The sequence below is a fragment of the Cohnella phaseoli genome, from assembly GCF_003386235.1.
Taxonomy (GTDB): Bacteria; Bacillota; Bacilli; order Paenibacillales; family Paenibacillaceae; genus Cohnella; species Cohnella phaseoli.
In genome coordinates this window covers 202,477-222,836 of sequence record NZ_QRDZ01000003.1, presented here as the reverse complement: position 1 = coordinate 222,836, position 20,360 = coordinate 202,477, and the positions used below count along the sequence as shown (strand labels likewise).

Genomic DNA, 20,360 nt, shown 5'->3' with positions numbered 1-20,360 from the left:
TTACGTTTCAACTCATTTTCCAATCGGGGTTCGGGGGTAAGCCACGAACAAAAAAACGCCCCGAAGGGCGGCTGTTTTTGCTGCGGCGGAGACGTCAAAAGGCGTTCGGAATGTGGCGGATTTCCGACACGGAGCCGTCGCTGCGGAAAGTCACGGCCACGACGTCGAAGCGCACGGTATCCGCGGCGTCCGCTTGCGTTCTCAAATAAATCTCCGCCAAGCCGCGCACCTGGTGGCATTTGCGCGGCGTTACCGCCTCAATCGCCGTACCGAAACGGGAAGCGCCTGTCCGCGAACGAACCTCCACGAAGACGACAAGATCTCCGTCCCGGGCGATCAAATCCAGCTCGCCGGAACGACAGCGCCAATTGCGCCGCTCCACGATCAGCCCGGCCTCGGCGAGATAGGCCGCAGCCGCCTCCTCGCCGGCGCGGCCGACGGCCGCCCTGCCGTCCTTCGCCTCGCCGCCGTTCTTCTTCATGATCCGCCCTCCCCGCCGCCCTTGGCTTTCAGGCCGGCGCGACGATCGGAGCGGTACACGAAGCTAAGCACCTCGGCGACCAGCCTGTACAGCTCCGGCGGAATTTCCTGATTCAAATCGAGCTTGGAAAGCACCTCCACCAGAGAAGAGTCCTCCTGCAGCGGAACGCCGTGCTCCTGCGCCCGCCGCATGATCTCTTCCGCGATTACGCCTTGGCCTTTGGCGATCACGACCGGGGCCGAGCTTTTCTCGGGCTCGTATTTCAGCGCGACGGCTTTTTTCGGAATGTACTTTTTGTTGTCCGGACCCGCCTCGTTCATGCTCTATAGTCGACTCCCTTATACGGTTTGGCGGCGTAAGCTCCGGCGGCTACCGCTTTATGCGCGGAATCGACCGTTTGGGAAGCGGCGATCGAGCCGAGCTTCCACTGCGGCAGCGGAGACGAAGTCAGCGACAGCAACTGGAAGCCGGCAGTTGACATTCCCTCCGCCAGCTCCTCTCTCGCGCCCTCGATCAGATCCGCCATGCCGGGAAAATCGCTCAGCAGCTTCAAGGACACGATCCGATCGACGACCTGTACGTCAACGACAGTATCCCCAAGGTAACGCATGCGCAGGTCGAACAGCAGATGGCAGTTGTCGGTATCCCACTCACCGCGGCGTCCCCGCCTCGTCTGCACATGGACGGTTGCAGTCGTGTCGCCGTCCGATCCGCGCATGGGAACGAACAGCGTCATATGGCTGAAGGGCGCCGCCATGCCCCGATCGGAGGAGAGCAGCAGCTGCTGGCCGGTCACCTGGCTTGCCAGCGTCTGCGCCGCCTCGCGCAGCGCCGGCGGCACGTCGTCTCGCGCCGCAAGGGCAAGCAGCGCGCCCTTGAGCGTCTCTGCGGCCGGCCGCGCCTCCTGCCCGGGGGCGTCAGCCCCCGCAGGCGTCCCTGTCGCGGCCGGGTTAGGCCCGGCGTCCGGAAGGCCGCCGGGCAATCTCGCATCGGCGGCGTGCAGGAGCTGACGCTCATGCCCGACGCCGAGCCATTGCAGGAAGCGGCCGATCCACGCCGCTTCCGGCTTTGCCGCCCCCGACGCCTGCTGCTGTCCCGCAGCAGCGGCATCGGCACGGCCATCGGCGCGGCGGCCGTCCGCGCCGTCTTGGGCAGCGGGGCGGCTTCCCGCCGCCGCTGCCCGCTCTTCGGCCGCCGGGAGCCGGGCGGCGGCCGCAGGATCTGCAGCCGGGCGCGAAGCTTCCGGCTGCATCTGCGCAGGCGCAGCCTGCGCGCCGCCCCCGCCGGCTAGCGGCGGGGCGGCTGCTCTTCCCGCGGCTGCGGCTCCGTCGCTGCGGGCAGGGGTTGCGTCGGCCGCGGCTCTGCCCGGCTCGCCTCCAGCACGCGCTGCCGCGGCGGCGTCGCGCGGCGCTGCGCCTGCTTCCGCCTTGGCGGCCGCTTCGCCTTTGCCCGCTTGCGGCTCGCCCGTCAGCAGCGCCTCTCCCTCCGCCAGAATAGATGCTCCCTGCGTCAGTAAAGCGGCTAGCCGCTGTCCTAACGCCGCCGCTTCCGGGGAGGCCGCCTTGCCCCCTCCGCTGTTTATCCAGCCGTCCAGCGCCGCGCGAAAGCTCGCCAGCTCCTCGTGAATCGGCGGTCCGGACAGCGCTTGCCTAAGCGACGCCAGCGTCGTCTCTGTCGGTTTCAATCCCCGGCGGAACGCAACGTCCGCCGCGCTCGCCCACGATTCCGCGTCGACCCCGGACGGCTTCATGGCCATCGCCGAATTAAAGTTCGCCGCCGTATCCTTCCCGATCGGATACCCGTCCCGCTTCAGCCCGCGCACCAGCTCCATCGCCCACTTCTGATCCGACAAGCCGAACGATTTCAGCACGTCCTTCAAACCTTCTTCCGGCAGCGCGTCCGTGGCGTCGTTCAGCGGCTTCAACGTTACAAGGCCGCCGGCCCCGCCGGGCTGAACCTGCAGCAGCGTGCCCCTGCCGAGCGGCATTTCGGCGTCCAGCTTCGCTCTCACCTGCACGCCGTTAATATTTAGGAGAGCCTCCTCGTTGTCCAACATTTCCAGAAGCACGCCTCTGACGATTTGACCGATTCTCAGCTCCAGCGAACGGCTGTCCGTCGGCACGGCATCGCCCATTAACGCCCGCAGCATCGGACCGATGTTCATGCTCATGTCTTTCCCTCCCCGCAAACACCCTCCCCCTTAAAAAAAGGGGTTCAAAAAGTCCGCTTTTGATAATCCTCTATACTCGTACTTTATGTATCGGCACCCGGAAAGCCTTTCGTGAATCGCGTTCCTTGCTTAGAACAGCACTTGCTGCTCGACGCTTAGTCCCTTCAGAAAGCTCCGTCGATGCAGCGGCGTCGGCCCTAAATCCAGCAATGCCTGACGATGCGTTTTCGTCCCGTAGCCTTTATGTACCGCGATACCGTAGCCGGGATACAGCGCATCCCACACTTCCGCGCACAGCCGATCCCTCGTGACCTTAGCAACGATGGATGCCGCCGCGATCGACTGGCTTAAGCTGTCTCCTTTAATAATGGCCGTCTGGGCAATGTCGAGATCGATGCTCTCCGCATCGACGAGCAGATGCTCGGGCGCAATGCCGAGCCCCAATACCGCCTGCTTCATCGCGAGCCTCGACGCCTGTCGTATATTGATTTTATCGATGACGGACGGCTCGACTCTCGCCACCGACCACGCCAATGCTTCCTCTATAATCAACTCGTAAAGCCTGTCCCGTTTTTTCTCGCTAATTTGCTTCGAATCGTTGACTTCCTCCAGTACGAGCCCGACAGGCAGCACGACCGCGGCCGCCACCACATCTCCGAACAGACAGCCCCGTCCGACCTCGTCCACGCCGGCTACCGCCGTCAATCCCCGCGACCACAGCTCGCTCTCGTAGGACAATCGGTTGAATTGTTCCATTGCATGTTCCTCCCCAAACCTCTTCCTTCCCATTGTCCGTTATCGCCGCCTATATGCCAAGCCTTTTTTTGCCCCCGCTTCCCTGTCGTTCGTCTCTCTCCCAACCCAATCCGCCTTGCAGATTCCCTTCATTTCCGGTATACTTTAAACACAGCACATACGTTCGTATTCACAACTCATTTCATATTGAATCTCTTTTATTTGCCGAAAAGGGGGCAGGGCTCGTGAGCGAGGCGAAGCTGGATCTTCTGTTAAGCAAGATGGACGAATTTCAAGTTAAAATGAACGTCGTTCATCTTCAAATGAATGACTTTCAACTTCAGCTTAACAGCCAGGGAGAGCACATTCGACAGTTGATCCACATTGTCGGAGCAACCAATCCGAAGCTGGAGGAGCTGACAGAGGAAGTTCATCAAGTTAAGGAAGACGTAGCCGTTCTCAAAGCTGACGTGTCTGTTCTCAAAGACGACGTTTCCTTCGTCAAAAACGACGTCTTCGTCCTCAAGAAGGACTCCGGCCAGCTCAAATCGGGTCAAGAAACCCTGCTTGGCATTCAGAAGGAGCAACAGAAAATTTTGGAGCGCCTATCCGTTCGTTCCATCTCCCATGAGGCGGATATTGCCGAGCTGAGAAAAATATAATCAAAGGGGATATGTACCGGACAAGCCCGGCACATATCCCCTTTTTTCGAGACGCAGCTACTCCAGAAACCGCGAACGCATATCCGGGGTCGGCAGAAGGCAGCTCTCGCTGCGGCCAAACCAGCGATAGCGCCGGCGCGCGACAAAGCGATATACCCGGTCGCGCACGAAACGCGGCACGACGATCGCCGGATAAGCGACAGACCACGGCCAGCCCAGCTTCCTGCCGATTCGCAGCGCCGCCGTTGATTTCGTATAATACTTTCCGTTATCGACCATGACAAACGTTTCCAGCGCGTCCTCCGGCATGCCGCCCTCCTTCAGCAAGCGTCGTCCCAATTCCGACTGCAGCGAAGCAAAGCGAAAAACCGCACGCTTGTCCCGGCCCACGACAAATTTGGCAAGACCGTGGCACATGTTGCAGTGTCCGTCTATTAGCAATACGATCGGCTTGGATTGATTGCTTGTGCGCTTCATGACCACCGTCCCCTTTCTTGCTTTCATTGTACCTCTATTTTCCGCTCCCGCACAGACCAAGGCAGGCCAAGCAGGCCGTAGATCAATCTAGCCGCGGCGTACGGCGTCTGTGCATCACAAGCTTCTCATGCTCTCCGTGATCCCAACACAATTTCCTCCACCCAAGCGTCTCCGCTCTCCCGAAAGCCACCCCAAGCTTCTCTGCTCTCCCGAAAATCGCCCTCAGTTTCCTTCTATCCCGAAGCTTCCTATTCCCATTTCCTATTTTCTATTTTCTATTTCCTTCTACCTTTAACCCGTCCGTACTTTTTGGCATAGTCGGTTATGCGTCGGTATGCCGATCTGTCCACGCTTTTTAAAGGATAATACTGCGGCCGCGTATTCGCTTCGAGGACCCAGTAACGACCCGCCTTGTCGACCGCCACGTCGAGGCCGATCTCGCGAAAACCGTCCCGATGGCGATCGAAGCATTGGCCCGTCGCTTCGCCGATCTGCCCCAGCTTTCGCTGTGCTTCGCCGGCCGAAGATTCCGAGTAACCGGCCCCCTTCATCGTTTTCTTAAAGCCGGCCACTTTCCCTCCGCTATGATAATTCGTAACGACCCTCCCTTTTTTCCCGATTTTGGCGAACAGCGCCGTCGTAACCCATTGGCTTCCGTCCTTCTGAACCATGACGCGAAGATCGAACGGCTTCCCGCCGGTATGCGCCAGATCAATGCCTCGCTGCAGCAAGTACTGCTTGCCGCCCGCGAGCGACTTCAACCGTGCGTACAGCTCGTCCGCCGACAACCCGCTTCGATTCCCGCCCGTCCCCTTTAAGCGATAGCTTCCCGCCTTGATCCGTTCAATGCGCGAGATCTTTTTCCCCCCGGTTCCTCTTGAGGGTTTGAAATATACGACTGCGTAACGGCTTAACATCGCCTCCAAACTTGCTCTTCCGAATAACCGGGTCTCCGGAACGAAAGGCCGCAAACTCGAATCGCCGAGCATCCATCCGGTTTTTCTCCACTTGCTTGCGATCGACTTGCTGGCGTACTTCACTTGCCTCCCCTCCTTTTTTCGCTTACTCCTGACAAAATAGAATATGTAAACCTGCCGGCTGCCCGTCACAGCGCAAGCGTACTTTTCAATACGAATCGGAAGGAGAATATTTGCCTGAATGGCTCCTCCGGGATGACCGTTCGGCTCCCCGACAGGTATAATTAAGAAAAGCGATACTGCGGCATAAAGGAGAGCGACCAGGCGATGACATCATCATGGCAAGATCCCTATATTCGAAACGACGAGGAGCAGGCCCTCGCAGCTTGGGCGGAACAATTGGCGTCCCGGTTCGCGACACGAGCGGAGCGACATGATCGGGAGGGCTCGTTTCCCTTCGAAAACTTCGCGGAGCTGCGAGAAGCAGGCTATTTGAAAATCACGGTTCCGAAGCGTTACGGAGGCGACGAATTGTCGCTGTACAACCTTGTTCAGCTGCAGGAACGGCTGGCATACGGCGACGGCTCAACCGCTCTCGCCGTTGGCTGGCATATCGGCCAAGTGCTTCACTTTCGTTCAAGCGGCAAGTGGCAAGAACCTCTCTTCGCCGAGTTGTGCCGTTCCATCGTCTCGGACGGAAAGATGATCAACACTTTTGCGAGCGAAGCGGCATCGGGCAGTCCGAGCAGAGGCGGCCGTCCCGAGACAATCGCCGTTAGGACCGATGGCGGCTGGCGCATTACGGGACGCAAAACGTTCAGCACGCTGTCTCCGATTCTCGATCGTTTTGTCGTGACCGCCTACGTGCCTGATGAAAATTGTCCGGGCGAATTTCTCGTAGAACGGACGGAGCGGGTAAGCATCGTCGAAACCTGGGATACGCTCGGAATGCGGGCGACCGGGAGCCACGATGTCGTGCTGGATGAAGTATTCGTCGGAGAGGATCGCAGAATTGCCGGCAAAGCCGAAGACGACGGAGGGGGCTGGCTGCTGCATATTCCCGCCTGCTATATCGGCATCGCTCGCGCGGCTAGAGACTATGCCCTGGAATTTGCCCGCACGTACCGACCGAATACGTTAAGCGAGCCCATCTCCTCCCTTCCTACCGTCCGGCACACAATCGGCGAGATGGAAGTCGAGCTAAGAACGGCCCGCGCGCTGCTGTACGAAGCGGCGGAGCGTTGGGATCGCGAGCGGAGTCGGCGGCCCTCGTTAAGACCGGAGCTTGGCTTGGCCAAGTATGCCTCCGTCAACAGCGCTATCCGAATTGTGGACTTGGCGATGCGAATCGTCGGAGGCGGCAGTCTGTCCCGCCGTTCGCCGCTAGAGCGCTATTATCGCGACGTACGCGCCGGCCTGCACAATCCGCCGATGGACAACGTTGTGCTGCAATTGCTGACCGACTCCGCTCTCGGGGAAGCTGTCGCAACGACGCCCCCAAGCGCTTAATCGCCCCAAACAAGAACGTACGTTTGCTATAGGACAACAATTATGATATGATTCCTTTCGAACCCCATTTCGATAAGGAGTGAGCTGTGTGCCGTTAAATGCCTACTTGAATTTCGACGGAAATACTCGGGAGGTCGCGCTTTTCTATGCCGAGGTGTTCGGCCTTGAGGAGCCCGTCATTCAGACGTTCGGCTCGATGCCTGCCGATCCCAACTATCCGCTTCCTCCGGAAGCGCAAGATCGGGTCATGCACACGTTTTTGAACATCGGCGGCAGCATGTTGATGTTCTCCGACACTTTTCCTGGAATGCCTTATCAACAGGGAACCAACCACTTCTCGCTGGCTCTCGTCCTCGACGACGAAAATGCGATCAGAGACGCCTTCCACAAGCTGAAAGTAGGCGGATCCGTCATGATGGAGCTTCAAGAAGTGCCTTGGAGCAAGGTGTACGGCAGCTTGACCGATAAGTACGGCATCTCTTGGCAGTTCTCCTTGGTGAGCGAACAAGCTTAAACTAAGCGACTTCTTCGCCTTCCTTGGAAGCAGCAGCGCAACATCCGCAGACAGTTCAGCCAACCATAGATGATTTCGCCCAAACCAAAAGGATCGCCGGGGAACCTATTCCCTGACGATCCTTTTGGTTTTTGGCAAACCGCCGTTTGACGATCTAGACCGACCTAGTCGAGTTAGGCCGCGCGAACTTCAAAATCATACAGCGAATAACCGTAAGGCGTGCCTCTCTGGATACCATAGATTCTTACGTATTGCGCATCCATCGCGGCAAACGTAAATTCATCTACTCCCCCGTCTCCGGATGAAGTGCTATAGGCGTCCGTCCAGGTGCTTCCGTCCGTCGACAGTTGCACCTTGTAGCTCTTCGCATAAGCTGCTTCCCATACAAGCTTCACCTTGCCGATGCTGTGTACGGCTCCCAGATCGACCGCGATCCATTCCGGATCGGAGCCTTCCAAGCTCGCCCAGCGGGTCGTTCCGTCACCGTCCACCGCTTTGGCCGCCTCAAACCCCGAACCCTCGATCGAGCTGGACGTAATCGACTTTCCTAGCGCCAGGTCCGTGTTCGGCGAGCCTTGCAGCGTGGTCGCGCCGACTATGTCGCTGACCGCCGATTCGTTGCCCGCGGCATCATAGGCCGACACCGTATAGCTGTACCCGGTCAGCGGAGTCAGCCCCGTATCGCTGAACGTCGTACCCGCTGCCATACCTACCTGAACTCCGTTGCGATAAACCATGTAGCCGGTCACCCCGACATCGTCCGTCGACGCCGTCCAGCTCAGATCGATCTGCGAGCCGGATACCGCCGTCGCCGTCAGCCCGGCCGGCTGCGTTGGGGCCTGCGTATCGGCATTTCCGTTCTGCGACGATAAAACGACCGGATCGGAGTTGTTGCGTACGCCAACCGCTTTGATGACCAGATTGTAATCTTCGGCGGAGTTGACGTTGCTGATCGTATAAGAGTAGGAAACCCGATTTTGTTCAACCGGAATATACGCGCTCCAATAAGCCTTTCCTGTCGCGCCGTCCAACTTGTTGGTCTGCTCGTAAATCCGAAATCCCCGAACCGGCTCCCCGGTTGACGGCAAGCTCCAGGTAAGCGTCAACTGATTGCCGCTTACTGCAGCTGTTGCGCCCGCTACCGGCTGCGGCTTGCCGTCCGTCCGCTTGATGCCGTATTGATCGTAGGCGGCAACCGAGGCTCCCTCTGCCGCTGTATAAGCGACGAAGGAGAGCGTATCCTGAGCTACCGATACATCGGTAAACATCTTTTTCCGCGGCTGCGTGTTGATCGCGGCGAAATAATCGTTATAACCCGGATATTTCTCATAAAACTTGTTGCCGAGAGAGTTGGACATCAGATAGATGGTCCCTTTCGGATTGACCGCATTGCCGCTAGCATCGTACGTGATTGAAGATGTCGGGACGACCTGATCGTTATACATCTGGTACGACCTCATATACATATGGTCATGCGCTTCGAACACCATATCGATGCCCATCTCGTCGAAGGCGGTAACTAAATATTTCTTGTAAAATTTTACCCGACTGTCTTCATATTGCCCTGAATTGTCCCCTGCCGAATAAGGACCTTTGTGGAACGTCACGAGCTTCCACTTCTTGTCGCTTCTGGCCACGGTGTTTTTCATCCACTGCACCTGATCCCAAAATTGCGGATCGACATTAGTGGCGCTGCCGTTGCTGCTCAATTTCCCTTCGAATTGCGAGTTAAAAACGAGGAACAGCGCATCGCCGTATTCGAACGAATAGACGGAACCGTCATGCGTATTCGCGATCGTCTGCCGCGGCAAATTGAAATGGTTGTAAAAATTATTGTTCGCCGTTGTCGTATCTCCCTGATAATCCGGAACTTCATGCCCGCCGAGCACAGGTACGATCGGTACTTGCAGCAACGAGTTTTGCGCCACGCCCAGCATCCACTGCCACTGCTCCTCCAGATCGCCGTTGTCGACCAAATCTCCGGCATTAATCAGAAACTTGGGAGACCCGATCGTATTGATCGCTTTAGTGAAAGTGTCCGCCCAGGGCATAAAGCTGGACTCGCTGGAAGCCTGGGAGTCGGAACCGGCGATAAAATGAAACGGTTGATTCACGGCGTGATCCGTCGTGAAGGAACCGATCGGCCCCCATCCGTCCGCGGCGCCGTTGCCTACTTGGAACTTATAGGCGGTTCCAGGCGCCAATTGATCCGCAATGACCTTATGACTGACAAAGCTCTTTTTGTTGTTGGAGCTGCGATCGGATTTTGTGACATAGGTTTGAATCGTTTCCGCCGTGCCCTGATAGGTCAACGTTCCCTGCGCCGGAAAAACGTTGCCGACCACTGCCGCAGCTTCCGCCACCCGAACGACCGACCCCGTCATCAGATTCGTATACCAGGCGAAGGCAACACTCGTCCGGGGATCGCCGTTAAACGTCATATTGATCAGCTTCGGAGCGGTGCCGACCGGGCTGTTCGGAAGCGTTGTTGCGCTTATCGAGCTGCTGGCCGCCGAGACGTTGCCTGCCGCATCCTTGGCTTTCACAGTGAACGAATACGACATGCCGGCAGTTAATCCGCTAACCGTCGCGCTCGTTCCGACCACGCTTGCGGCCAGCGTAGAGCCGCGGTATACCTCGTATCCCGTTACACCGACGTTGTCGCTCGAAGCGCTCCAGGACAGCGATACGGTAGAAGATGAAGTACCTGTTACGGCGAGATTGCCGGGCACTGTCGGAGCGGTCGTATCGGCCGGCGCGTTTCCTGAAGGCCATACCTCGAATTCGAACAGGGAATAGCCGTAGGACGTGCCTCTCTTCGTGGCGGAAATTCTGACGTGACGCGCGTCTCTTGCCGCAAACGTAATTTCGTCCGTTCCGCCATCGCCGGATGTCGTGCTATAAGCATCCGACCAAGAGCTTCCGTTCGTCGAAGTTTGAATCTTATAGCTCTTGCCGTACGCAGCTTCCCATAAGAGCTTTACCTTGCCGATGCTGTGCACAGCGCCTAGGTCGACCGCGAACCATTGCGTATCTGACCCTTCCACGCTCGCCCAACGAGTCGTACCGTTGCCGTCCACCGCTTTGGCCGCTTCAAACCCCGAGCCTTCGATCGAGCTGGCGGTAGCCGTTTTTCCGAGCGCAAGGTTCACATAAGATGAGCCTTGCAGCGTGGTCGCACTGGCGGCAGCGCTGGCCGTCGATTGATTGTTGGCGGCATCATAAGCGGATACCGCGTAGCTGTAGCTAGTCTGCGGAACAAGCCCGGTATCGCTGAAAGTCGTGCCTGTTGCCGTTCCCACCTGCGTCCCATTACGTAAAATTTTGTAGCCGGTCACTCCGACATTGTCTGTCGACGCCGTCCAGCTCAGATTAATCTGCGTACCGGATACGGCTATCGCCGTCAGCCCGGTCGGCTGCGTCGGCGCCTGGGTATCCGGCGCGCTTGCCGCAATCGGATTCCACCAGTTGCCGGACATGAACAGCATCGTCATCAGATTGTAGGAATCGCTGTAGTAGCCGTCCGTCTGATTGATCATCCAACTCCAACCGGTATTCACCCACGCCTGGTTGCTGCTGCTGGCAGTTCCCGCAGCAATGAACGGAGCTGCGAATACGGCTGCCGGATAACTGGCCGAGCCGGTCACCGTGCCGTTAAGCTTGTAGCCGTCCTTCACATTGTTCGGGTTGCTGCTTGTTTTTCCTTTGATCCACGTAGCAATTTTGTCGACAATCGCCTTCCCGCGCGCGTCTCCGGACACGGCATAATCCATCACGATGCGCAAAGGCATCCGACAGGCGTTGTAGTTGTATTCGTTCGTTTCCAGAAATTCGCCCAAGTAGTCGGACGGAGCCGGCTGCGGCGGGTTCCCGACGACGAAATCCGATATTAGGCCGGTAGTAGAAGAATAGCTGCTGCTGAAGTCGCTATAGACCGTGTACAAGTTGTTGATGACGTTCAGCCAAGTCTGATCGCCCGTCACGGCGTAGAACGCTCGCATATGACCCAGCATCCAGTCCGAAGGCCGAGTATTGAGCGCGGTTTTCGAATCCCAATCGCCCAGATTCAATCGGTTGCCTGTCGTGACATTGCTGGCTTTGATTCCGTTCGTAATCATATTTTGCGCTTCGGCCAAATAATTGATCGTGCCGCTTGAACCCCACTGCCGATCGGCCAAAATCAGCGAGTAAGCAATGTCCATATCTCCGTCCGTTGCCGAAGAATAGTGACCCTGAGCGCCGGCGGCATCCGCGACGATCCAGCCCATCAGATTGGCATTTCTCTTGCTGTGGTACGCTCTGGCCGTCTTGAACAAACCGTCATAAATCGTCTGAGCATTCGGATCGTGTCCGGCCATAAGCACGGTAATAATCATGCCGTAACCTTGCCCCTCCGACGATCCCAGCGCATTGTAGCCTTCCGTAGGTCCCGTTACCCCGCCTTTGACATAATAGCCGCCCGGCAGAGAGCTCAGATTGTTCTTCAAGTAACTGGATTTCCAACTGTTATAATACGATGCGACCGAGGCATTCATCGCCGCCTGCGTCACATTGTTCGGTTTTGTAATGCCCGGATAGTTCACCGCCTGCGGGAAGGGCCGCGACGGGGCCGCCGCATAGGCCGTATTGGCAGGTGCGAGCGGAGTCAAGCCCAATACGGACACGAACATGGCGAATACCAGCAATGACGATACGATAGACGAGTACTTCCTTTTAGAATTCATCCAAATCTCCTCCCGATTAATTAGATTTGAACATAACGAAACGTAATCGCGGCCTCCTTTCGGAATAATCGTTAAACCGCTCCATCTATAATTAAAGCGCTTTAACCTATAAAAAATGAGCTGCCTCTGCCTGTGCCATCCTGGGACGACCAAATTTCTTCTGCAGGGCAACTCCGCTGATCGCCGCCCTCAATCCGTTGCACGCTGTGGATAAAAGGTTGGACAGACGAGTCTCTTAAAATCATCACATAGTTTAATCGCTTTAACTTTATGCCTAAAAAAATATGAAGATTCTTGTATACAACAGAAATAAATCGACGATTACTCTTCAAAAGTTAAAGCACTTTAACTTTCTTCATTATATTGGAAGCATTGTATGGAATGCAACACATTTTTTTCTACGGCTGACCAACTGATTTACACATAGCTGACTAAATAAATTGGATTATTGAAGGTGAGACCGTTAGAGGCGGCCATCCGCACGATTTCGATCGCGCAACGGTCTACCAGGCAGGCCGTTAGAAGCAGTTAGTTCAAATGGCGTCACGTTTTTTCGGAAAATTCGCCTTGAGAATGCTTCTTCACAAGCGGGGCCTGCACATGAATTGGTCCGTCATAGTTTTTTTCGCTCTATGCCTTGGCATCACTCATAAAAAAATCCCCGACGGGGTACCCCGCGGAGATTGGATGATCGTATTCTTCGATCGTTCGCGTTGCTTTAGGATTACATCTGCATCTCTTCCGGCTTTTCGAATGTAATCCGACCGAGCTTGCCTGAGCGCAAGTCACGAAGCAGCACCGTTGCCGCCTTCTCGTAATCGACATGGCCGCCGCTGACAATGCAGCCTCTGCGCCTGCCGATGCTTTCCAGCACCTCAACGGCCGCCTGCATATCCGGCAGCTCGGAAGGCAGATCCGTCAAACCGTAGCGCTCTCCGAGTACCTGTCCATATTGCTCGACCAGCACTTTTAGCACAAAACAAGCGACCTCGTCCAGATGAAGAATATCTTCCTTGATCGCTCCCGTCGCGGCCAATCGGTTGCCGACGACAGGATCCTCGAACCTCGGCCACAAAATCCCCGGCGTATCGAGCAGCTCCAGTTCGCCCCCGAAACGAATCCACTGCTGCCCCTTTGTCACCCCGGGCCGGTCTCCGGTTACGGCAATGTTGCGTCCGGCCAGCCGGTTGATCAGCGTTGATTTGCCGACATTCGGAATGCCGACGATCAGGGCGCGTATCGGGCGCGGCTTCATCCCCTTGGCGATCTGACGATCGATCTTCTCCTTCAGCAGCTCTTTCGCCTTACTAGCCAGCTCCTTGACTCCCGCCCCCGCATTCGCGTCGATCGCATGCACGGCCAAGCCTTGCTCGCGAAAAAAACGGCTCCATTCCGTCGTTTTCTCAGGATCCGCCAAGTCCGCTTTATTAAGCAGCACGAGTCTTGGCTTCTCGCCTATAATCTCGTCTACCATCGGATTGCGACTGGAGCTTGGAATTCGGGCGTCCAGCAGCTCGAACACGACGTCGATCAGCTTCAGCTTCTCTTCAATCTGCCGCCTCGCTCGGGTCATATGCCCGGGAAACCATTGAATCGTCATGGTGATTCACCTTCCTTACCTATAACAACGGGGCCTTCCCGTCGGTCATCGCGCGATGATCGGGGAATGGCCCCTTGTGTTTGCTATAATCGGTTTAATGCTTGACCAACTTGAAATCTTTGATCGGCCAGAAAATCAAGTCGGCGCGGCCGACAATCCGATCCGTCGGAATATATCCGATCATTCGGCTGTCTTCGCTATTCGAGCGATTATCCCCCATCACGAACACCGTTCCCTCCGGCACGACTCCGTCCGGGAAAGAACCGTTCGGAAAATTGGAGCGCTCTTCGCGATAGCGATTGTAAAGCTCGCCCTGAGCATGAGCTTCTTCGTAAGCTTCCTGCAAATAAGTTTCGTCAAGCGGTTCTCCGTTTATGTATACCTGATCGCCGTCGACCTTGACCGTCTCGCCAGGCAGCGCGATCACCCGCTTAATAAAATCGCGGCCTTCCTCCGGCACGTGAAACACGATCACTTCTCCGCGCTTCGGTTCGCGTATGTCGTAAATGATTTTGTTGACGATAATCCGTTCGCGGTTCCAAAAGTTAGGCTCCATGGACGGCCCGTCGACGATAAAAGGACTAAGCAGAAACCAGCGGATCACGAGCACCAGAACGCCGGCGATCGCAAGCGCCTTGATCCATTCCACCAGCTCATTCCCCTGGCGCTTCGGCGGCTTCGCGCTTCGGCTGCCCCGGGTCGCCTCGGAAAACGTCTCCGTCTCGCTGCCGGAATGAACAGCGCGGTCATCCGCGGCCGAGTTCGTTCCCAGCTCGGCCGATTCGTTTGGTTTGGAATTGTCATTGTGATCCATTCGTAATCGCCTCTAGCTTTCTGGTAAATATGCAAAAAGGAGGACTTGAACGTCGCCAAGCCCTCCTCTGTCGTCCATTATCGAATTTCTTTAATACGTGCTGCCTTACCGCGCAGGTTGCGCAGGTAGTACAGTTTCGCGCGGCGAACTTTACCGCGGCGAGCCACTTCGATTTTCTCCAGGCGCGGAGAATGTACCGGGAAGGCACGCTCTACGCCTACGCCGTACGAGATTTTGCGAACCGTGAAGGTTTCGCTGATTCCGCCGCCGCGGCGCTTGATTACGACGCCTTCGAACAGCTGAACACGCTCGCGGGAACCCTCGACGACTTTTACGTACACTTTCAGCGTATCGCCAGGACGGAAGCTTGGAATGTCCTTACGCAGCTGCTCTTGCGTGATCGCTTGAATCAGATTGCTCATTTGTGTTCACTCCTTCCCTAACAGACGTTCGTACCCCGCTCCCCGAATACCCTGCATTCGGATCTTGGCGTGCAGAGGACCGTCCTACTCGTTCCATTTTGTCTGTCCGAAGCCGAACAAAGACAAAACAACATTTGAAATTATATCATATTCCCGCCCAAAAATACAACTGTTACGTTCAATTTTCTGCCGAATTTTCCCGCTGCGCATGAAGGCTGTCCAACCATATCCGCTCTTCTTTGGTCAACTCGGCCCGGTCCAGCAGCTCCGGTCGGCGAGCGAGCGTTCGCTCCAGCGATTGCCGCCTACGCCACTTCTCGATCTCCGCATGGTGTCCGGACAACAAAGCGTCGGGAACCTTCCAGCCTCTGAACTCCGCAGGCCGAGTATAGTGCGGATACTCAAGCAGGCCATCGCTAAACGAGTCTGTAACGGCCGACTGTTCGTTGCCGAGCACACCGGGCAGCAGCCGAACGACCGCGTCCGTGACGACCATTGCAGGCAGCTCTCCTCCGGTCAATACGTAATCCCCAACCGACAGCTCGTCCGTCACCAAGTGCTCGCGGATTCGCTCGTCGTAGCCTTCGTAATGACCGCAAATAAAAATCAAGTGCGATTCCTCGGATAGCTCGCGGGCGATCTCCTGCGTGAACGGTCTGCCCTGCGGACACATGAGAATAACGCGCGGCTTACGCGCTTCTTCTCCGTCTTCCGCCCGCCTTTGCCGCTCCAGCACATGCTCCACCGCGCCGAAGATCGGCTCGGCCTTGAGCACCATGCCGCCGCCGCCGCCGTAAGGCATATCGTCTACCGTGTTGTGTTTATTATTGGCGAAGTCGCGAAAATTAAGCGTATTGAGCGACACAATGCCTTTGTCGTGCGCCTTGCCCAAAATGCTTGATCCGAACACGCCCGCGAACATTTCCGGAAAAAGCGTCAATACGTCTATCCGCATCAGAGCAGCCCTTCCATCAGATGCACTTTGATTTTACGCGCGGCAACGTCGACGTCGAGCACAACGTCGTCAATAACCGGCAGCAGCAGCTCCTTGCCCTTGGGCATTTTGACAACCCAAATATCGTTCGCTCCGGGAGACAAAATATCGGTCACCTTGCCCAGCGTCTCGCCTTCTTCCGTGACCACCTCGCAGCCGACGATATCCTGAACGTAATATTCGCCCTCTTCCAGCGGTACGCGCTCGTCCTCGGTTACTTTAAGCTCCCAGCCCTTATATTTTTCGACCTGATTAATATTGTCGAAGCCTTTGATCTTTAAGACGTACATCTTCTTCTGCTCGCGCGCCGAGACGATCTCGATCATGACCGGGTCGCCCGCCTCGGGCGGAATCATCAGCAGCTTGCCGCCTTGCTTAAACCGCACCTCCGGAAAATCGGTCTGGGGCCATATCTTCAGCTCCCCTTTGATTCCATGAGTGTTGACAACTTTTCCTACGTTAAGCAAACGCCCCTCCGACATGCAACTAGCTCCTTCCATTATGCGCCAAAGCTCTCTCTATCATATCGCATTGGCCTCCGAAATCGCAAACATCCGCAGCCGCACGGCTCTCGCATTTTCGTCCTGTTCATGACAAAAGACCGCACCATGCTGACGCACGATACGGCCCTCTTAGCCTATTATTCCGAGACAATATCCACGATGACGCGCCTCCGCTCCTTCACGGCGGCGGATGAGACGACTGTGCGCAGCGCCTTGGCGATGCGCCCCTGCTTGCCGATAACTTTGCCGACATCGTCGGGATGCACGGAAAGCTCGTACACCAGGCCTCTCGCGTCTTCCCTGACCTGTATCTGCACGTCTTCCGGGTGATCCACAAGCGCTCGGGCAATTACCCGAATCAATTGTTCCATGGCTCAGCCCTCCGGTTAGAGACTGCATCGAAATCAAGTATCGCTCATTTCGCCGCAGCTCCTTGGAGACTGCATCGAAATCAAGTATCGTTAATTTCGCCGCAGCTCCTTAGTGACAGGATTACTTCTGGAGCTTGGATTCGTGGAACTTCTTCAAAACGCCGGCTTTGCTGAGCAGGTTGCGAACGGTATCGGACGCTTGTGCGCCGTTTTGCAACCATTTCAACGCTTTTTCTTCGTCGATTTGTACTTGAGCCGGTTGAGCAACCGGATTGTACACGCCGATTTCTTCAATAAAACGACCATCGCGCGGGGAACGGGAATCCGATACGACTACGCGATAGAACGGAGCTTTGTGAGCGCCGATCCGTTTCAAACGAATGCGAACTGCCATGTGACTTTCACCTCCTTGACAAGAGTAGGAATGGAGAATCCTGTTCTCTTTAGAACGGGAACTTCATGTTTTTGCCTTTTCCTCCGAACATGCCTTTGAGCGCCTTCATGCCGCCCTTCGGTCCTTTCGGGCCCATCATGCCGGAAAACTGCTTCATCATCTTCTTCATATCCTCGAACTGCCGGAGCAGCCGATTGACGTCGGCCAGCGTCGTGCCGCTTCCTGCGGCAATCCGCTTGCGGCGGCTGTAGTTGATGATATCGGGCTTATGCTTCTCCGCCTTCGTCATCGACTTCGCGATCGCTTCCGTGCGGGCGATCTGCTTCTCGTCGATCTTGAAGTTCGGGTTGTTCTTCACCTTGCTCATGCCCGGAAGCATGTCGAGCAGTTGATCGAGCGGTCCGAGCTTGCGCACCTGCTCCATCTGTTCGAGGAAATCGTCGAAGGTGAACTCGGCGGTGCGCATCTTGCGCTCCATCTCGGCCGCCTTATCCTTGTCCATCGTCTCCTGCGCCTTCTCGATCAGCGACAGCATGTCGCCCATGCCGAGAATCCGCGAAGCCATCCGATCCGGGTGGAACGCTTCGAGCTGGTCGATCCGCTCTCCCGTCGAAGCAAACTTGATCGGGCAGCCGGTTACCGCTTTGACCGACAGCGCCGCGCCGCCGCGCGTATCGCCGTCGAGCTTCGTCAGTACGACGCCAGTCAACGCAAGCTGCTCGTGGAAGCTCTTGGCAACGTTGACGGCTTCCTGACCGGTCATCGCATCGACGACAAGCAGCACTTCGTCCGGCTTAACCGCCGCATGAATGTCCTTGATTTCCTGCATCAGCTCTTCGTCGATCTGCAGACGGCCCGCCGTATCGATCAGAACATAATCGTTGCCTTGATCCTTGGCCAGTTGAACGCCCTGTTTCGCAATCTCGACGGGACTGACTTTGTCGCCCAGCGTGAACACCTGAGCGCCAATCTGTTCGCCAAGCACCTCAAGCTGCTTGATCGCGGCGGGACGATAAATATCTCCCGCGACGAGCAGCGGCTTATGGTTCTGCGATTGCAGCAGTTTCGCCAGTTTGCCTGTCAGCGTCGTTTTACCCGCACCCTGCAGACCGGCCATCAGAATGACCGTCGGAGGCTTGTTCGCCTTCGCCAGCTTCTCCTGCGTGCCGCCCATCAACTCGGTCAATTCCTTGTTGACGATATCGATAATAACCATCGCCGGCGTAAAGCTCTTCTGCACTTCCTGGCCGGTCGCGCGCTCCTTCACCTTGGCGATGAAGTCTTTGACGACCTTGAAGTTTACGTCCGCTTCCAACAGAGCGAGACGCACCTCGCGCATCGCTTCGTTAACGTCGTCCTCCGAAACTTTGCCGCGGCCCTTCAGCTTCCCGAATACGTTCTGCAGTCGGGTTGTCAATCCTTCGAATGCCATCTTCCCATCCCTCCTTCGGAACGGTTATTTTGAAAGGTAATTCAGTAAATCCGCTTGCGACGCGCCGATCATTCCGCGCTTCTCAGCAAAGCCGCGGTGCTTGCGAGAGACTGTCGCCACTCTGTCGGCAATCCGGCAATCTGCTCTTCCAGCAAGTCGATTCCCGCGTTCAGCCGGCTATGTTTTGCCGCAAGTCCAAGCTTCGCCTCGTACTCTTCCAGCACCTGCCCGGCGCGCTTCAAGTGCTCGTAAACCGCCTGTCGGCTGATCCGGAAATCCTCGGCGATCTCGCCCAGTGTATAATCATCGTGGAAATAACATTTCAGGAACGTCTGCTGCTTGTCGGTTAACAAGGGCCCGTAAAAATCATACAACTCATTGATTCGGTTCGTCTTCTCAAGCGCGTTCTCCCCGCTCACAATGGCTGCTCCTCTCATTCCCTGGCCGCGCGATGCGATTTCGTCGTTCGTTAATCCGCATCTCCGTGCTTTCGGTGTCAAGGAAAAAGACTTTACATCTCTAACGCTTCGCCTATCATACCGAAAAGAAAACAGGATGTCAAGGAAAACACCTTAACATCCCTCTCACAGACTTATTTGAATGTTTTACGACTATTCTTGTGGATTGTCGTCTTCCTTCTCCTCGGTTCCGGCCATGCCCGAGAACAAGGCGTGCACGAACTGATCGGCGTCGAATTCCTGCAGATCGTCCATCTTCTCTCCCAGTCCGACGAACTTGACCGGCAGCTTCAACTCGTTGCGGATCGCAATGACGATGCCGCCCTTGGCCGTTCCATCAAGCTTCGTCAGCACCAATCCGGTTACGCCGCTTTTCTCTCCGAACAGCTTTGCTTGCTGCAGCGCGTTCTGCCCCGTCGTTCCATCCAACACGAGCAGCGTCTCATGCGGAGCGCTCGGAATTTCCCGCTGAATGACGCGGTGAATTTTCGCCAACTCTTCCATCAGGTTATGCTTGTTCTGCAAACGACCGGCCGTGTCGCAGATCAGCACGTCGACATTGCGCCTTTTCGCTTCCTGAACCGCGTCGAACATGACAGCCGCCGGATCAGCGCCCGAGACTTGCTTGATGACGTCTACGCCAACGCGCCCGCCCCACACTTCGAGCTGTTCGATCGCTCCCGCGCGGAACGTGTCGCCTGCGGCTAGCAGCACGTTCTTGCCTTGTTGCTTGTAGCGCCAGGCAAGTTTGCCGATTGTCGTGGTTTTTCCTACGCCATTGACGCCGACGAACAGGATAACCGTAATGCCGTTCGGATTTTCATTCAGACCGACTTCGTCTCCCGAGCCCCGCAGCATCTCCACAAGCTTCTCGGACAAAATCGGCTGCAGTTGAGCCGGCTCCTCAATTTTGCGCTTCTTCACCTCATCGCGCAGCTCGTCGATCAGCGCCATTACCGTATTCACGCCGACGTCCGCGCCGATCAAAATTTCTTCAAGCTCCTCGAAAAACTCCTCGTCGATTTTTTTACGGCGGCTAAACAGCTCGCCTACCTTACCAACGAGCGCGTCGCGCGTCTTGGCCAGACCGTCGCGGAATTTGCTTGTCACCGCCTCCGTCTTGGACGCAATGCTCTCCTTCAACCTCTTAAAAAAACCCATTCTCGCTCCTCCAACCCTGTTG

Annotated in this window: 20 protein-coding genes and 1 pseudogene; 3 read left to right on the top strand and 18 right to left on the bottom strand. The window is 56.4% G+C overall.

Annotated features, from left to right (window positions below):
• Nucleotides 1-94: 94 nt before the first annotated feature.
• The 4 genes from DFP98_RS05220 to DFP98_RS05205 all read right to left on the bottom strand — a co-directional run bounded on the left by DFP98_RS05220 (nt 95) and on the right by DFP98_RS05205 (nt 3,407).
• Nucleotides 95-481 (bottom strand): YraN family protein, encoded by a 387-nt coding sequence (locus DFP98_RS05220; protein ID WP_116059498.1) that lies wholly within the window; start codon nt 479-481, stop codon nt 95-97.
• Nucleotides 478-801 carry an EscU/YscU/HrcU family type III secretion system export apparatus switch protein gene (locus tag DFP98_RS05215; protein WP_116059497.1) on the bottom strand — a complete coding sequence of 108 codons (324 nt, stop codon included), beginning with the start codon at nt 799-801 and terminating at the stop codon, nt 478-480. The genes DFP98_RS05220 and DFP98_RS05215 overlap by 4 nt, the downstream gene beginning before the upstream one ends.
• Nucleotides 798-2,651 (bottom strand): hypothetical protein, encoded by a 1,854-nt coding sequence (locus DFP98_RS05210; RefSeq protein WP_116059496.1) that lies wholly within the window; start codon nt 2,649-2,651, stop codon nt 798-800. Before DFP98_RS05210 ends, DFP98_RS05215 begins: the two co-directional genes overlap by 4 nt.
• A gap of 129 nt (nt 2,652-2,780) precedes the next feature.
• Nucleotides 2,781-3,407, bottom strand: coding sequence for a ribonuclease HII (locus DFP98_RS05205; protein WP_246016422.1), 627 nt, complete (start codon nt 3,405-3,407; stop codon nt 2,781-2,783).
• Between the two features lie 224 nt (nt 3,408-3,631).
• Here DFP98_RS05205 and DFP98_RS05200 point away from each other — a divergent pair, with 224 nt between their 5' ends.
• Nucleotides 3,632-4,048: a hypothetical protein gene (locus DFP98_RS05200; RefSeq protein WP_116059494.1), complete on the top strand. Its 417-nt coding sequence runs from the start codon at nt 3,632-3,634 to the stop codon at nt 4,046-4,048.
• A gap of 57 nt (nt 4,049-4,105) precedes the next feature.
• Here the strand turns inward: DFP98_RS05200 and DFP98_RS05195 are convergent, their stop codons facing one another.
• Complete coding sequence (locus DFP98_RS05195; RefSeq protein WP_116059493.1) at nt 4,106-4,525, bottom strand: thiol-disulfide oxidoreductase DCC family protein; 420 nt, start codon at nt 4,523-4,525, stop codon at nt 4,106-4,108.
• A gap of 275 nt (nt 4,526-4,800) precedes the next feature.
• Entirely contained in the window at nt 4,801-5,565 is a 765-nt protein-coding gene (locus DFP98_RS05190) for a YheC/YheD family protein (RefSeq protein WP_116059492.1), read from the bottom strand.
• 204 nt (nt 5,566-5,769) lie between these two features.
• Here DFP98_RS05190 and DFP98_RS05185 point away from each other — a divergent pair, with 204 nt between their 5' ends.
• Together DFP98_RS05185 and DFP98_RS05180 are read left to right on the top strand one after the other, a co-directional pair.
• The gene (locus tag DFP98_RS05185) at nt 5,770-6,951 is read left to right on the top strand and encodes an acyl-CoA dehydrogenase family protein (RefSeq protein WP_116059491.1); all 1,182 of its coding nucleotides are present in this window, start codon (nt 5,770-5,772) and stop codon (nt 6,949-6,951) included.
• 88 nt (nt 6,952-7,039) lie between these two features.
• Nucleotides 7,040-7,465, top strand: coding sequence for a VOC family protein (locus DFP98_RS05180; RefSeq protein WP_116059490.1), 426 nt, complete (start codon nt 7,040-7,042; stop codon nt 7,463-7,465).
• Nucleotides 7,466-7,638: 173 nt separating this feature from the next.
• On the opposite strand, the gene DFP98_RS38920 is transcribed toward DFP98_RS05180, so the two are convergent.
• From DFP98_RS38920 to ftsY, 12 genes and pseudogenes are all read right to left on the bottom strand, one after another.
• The gene (locus DFP98_RS38920) at nt 7,639-10,944 is read right to left on the bottom strand and encodes a discoidin domain-containing protein (RefSeq protein ID WP_342772469.1); all 3,306 of its coding nucleotides are present in this window, start codon (nt 10,942-10,944) and stop codon (nt 7,639-7,641) included.
• Nucleotides 10,918-12,189: pseudogene (locus tag DFP98_RS40100) on the bottom strand (family 8 glycosyl hydrolase); the annotation flags it as partial. The gene DFP98_RS38920 and the pseudogene DFP98_RS40100, both read right to left, overlap by 27 nt.
• 724 nt (nt 12,190-12,913) lie before the next feature.
• Entirely contained in the window at nt 12,914-13,789 is an 876-nt protein-coding gene (ylqF, locus tag DFP98_RS05170; RefSeq protein ID WP_116059489.1) for a ribosome biogenesis GTPase YlqF, read from the bottom strand.
• 94 nt (nt 13,790-13,883) lie between these two features.
• Nucleotides 13,884-14,603: a signal peptidase I gene (gene lepB / locus DFP98_RS05165; protein WP_116059488.1), complete on the bottom strand. Its 720-nt coding sequence runs from the start codon at nt 14,601-14,603 to the stop codon at nt 13,884-13,886.
• A gap of 77 nt (nt 14,604-14,680) precedes the next feature.
• On the bottom strand, nt 14,681-15,025 hold the full coding sequence (gene rplS / locus DFP98_RS05160; RefSeq protein WP_116059487.1) for a 50S ribosomal protein L19: 345 nt from the start codon (nt 15,023-15,025) through the stop codon (nt 14,681-14,683).
• 178 nt (nt 15,026-15,203) lie between these two features.
• Entirely contained in the window at nt 15,204-15,980 is a 777-nt protein-coding gene (gene trmD / locus DFP98_RS05155) for a tRNA (guanosine(37)-N1)-methyltransferase TrmD (protein ID WP_116059486.1), read from the bottom strand.
• Complete coding sequence (rimM, locus tag DFP98_RS05150; RefSeq protein ID WP_116059485.1) at nt 15,980-16,501, bottom strand: ribosome maturation factor RimM; 522 nt, start codon at nt 16,499-16,501, stop codon at nt 15,980-15,982. Before rimM ends, trmD begins: the two co-directional genes overlap by 1 nt.
• Nucleotides 16,502-16,659: 158 nt before the next feature.
• Nucleotides 16,660-16,893, bottom strand: coding sequence for a KH domain-containing protein (locus DFP98_RS05145; protein ID WP_116059484.1), 234 nt, complete (start codon nt 16,891-16,893; stop codon nt 16,660-16,662).
• A gap of 121 nt (nt 16,894-17,014) precedes the next feature.
• Nucleotides 17,015-17,287, bottom strand: a complete 273-nt coding sequence (rpsP, locus tag DFP98_RS05140) for a 30S ribosomal protein S16 (protein WP_094050759.1) — start codon at nt 17,285-17,287, stop codon at nt 17,015-17,017.
• Nucleotides 17,288-17,336: 49 nt separating this feature from the next.
• Complete coding sequence (gene ffh, locus DFP98_RS05135; protein ID WP_116059483.1) at nt 17,337-18,719, bottom strand: signal recognition particle protein; 1,383 nt, start codon at nt 18,717-18,719, stop codon at nt 17,337-17,339.
• A gap of 68 nt (nt 18,720-18,787) precedes the next feature.
• Nucleotides 18,788-19,138 carry a YlxM family DNA-binding protein gene (ylxM, locus tag DFP98_RS05130; RefSeq protein ID WP_116059482.1) on the bottom strand — a complete coding sequence of 117 codons (351 nt, stop codon included), beginning with the start codon at nt 19,136-19,138 and terminating at the stop codon, nt 18,788-18,790.
• Nucleotides 19,139-19,330: 192 nt separating this feature from the next.
• Entirely contained in the window at nt 19,331-20,338 is a 1,008-nt protein-coding gene (gene ftsY, locus DFP98_RS05125; RefSeq protein WP_116059481.1) for a signal recognition particle-docking protein FtsY, read from the bottom strand.
• Between the last annotated feature and the right edge of the window lie 22 nt (nt 20,339-20,360).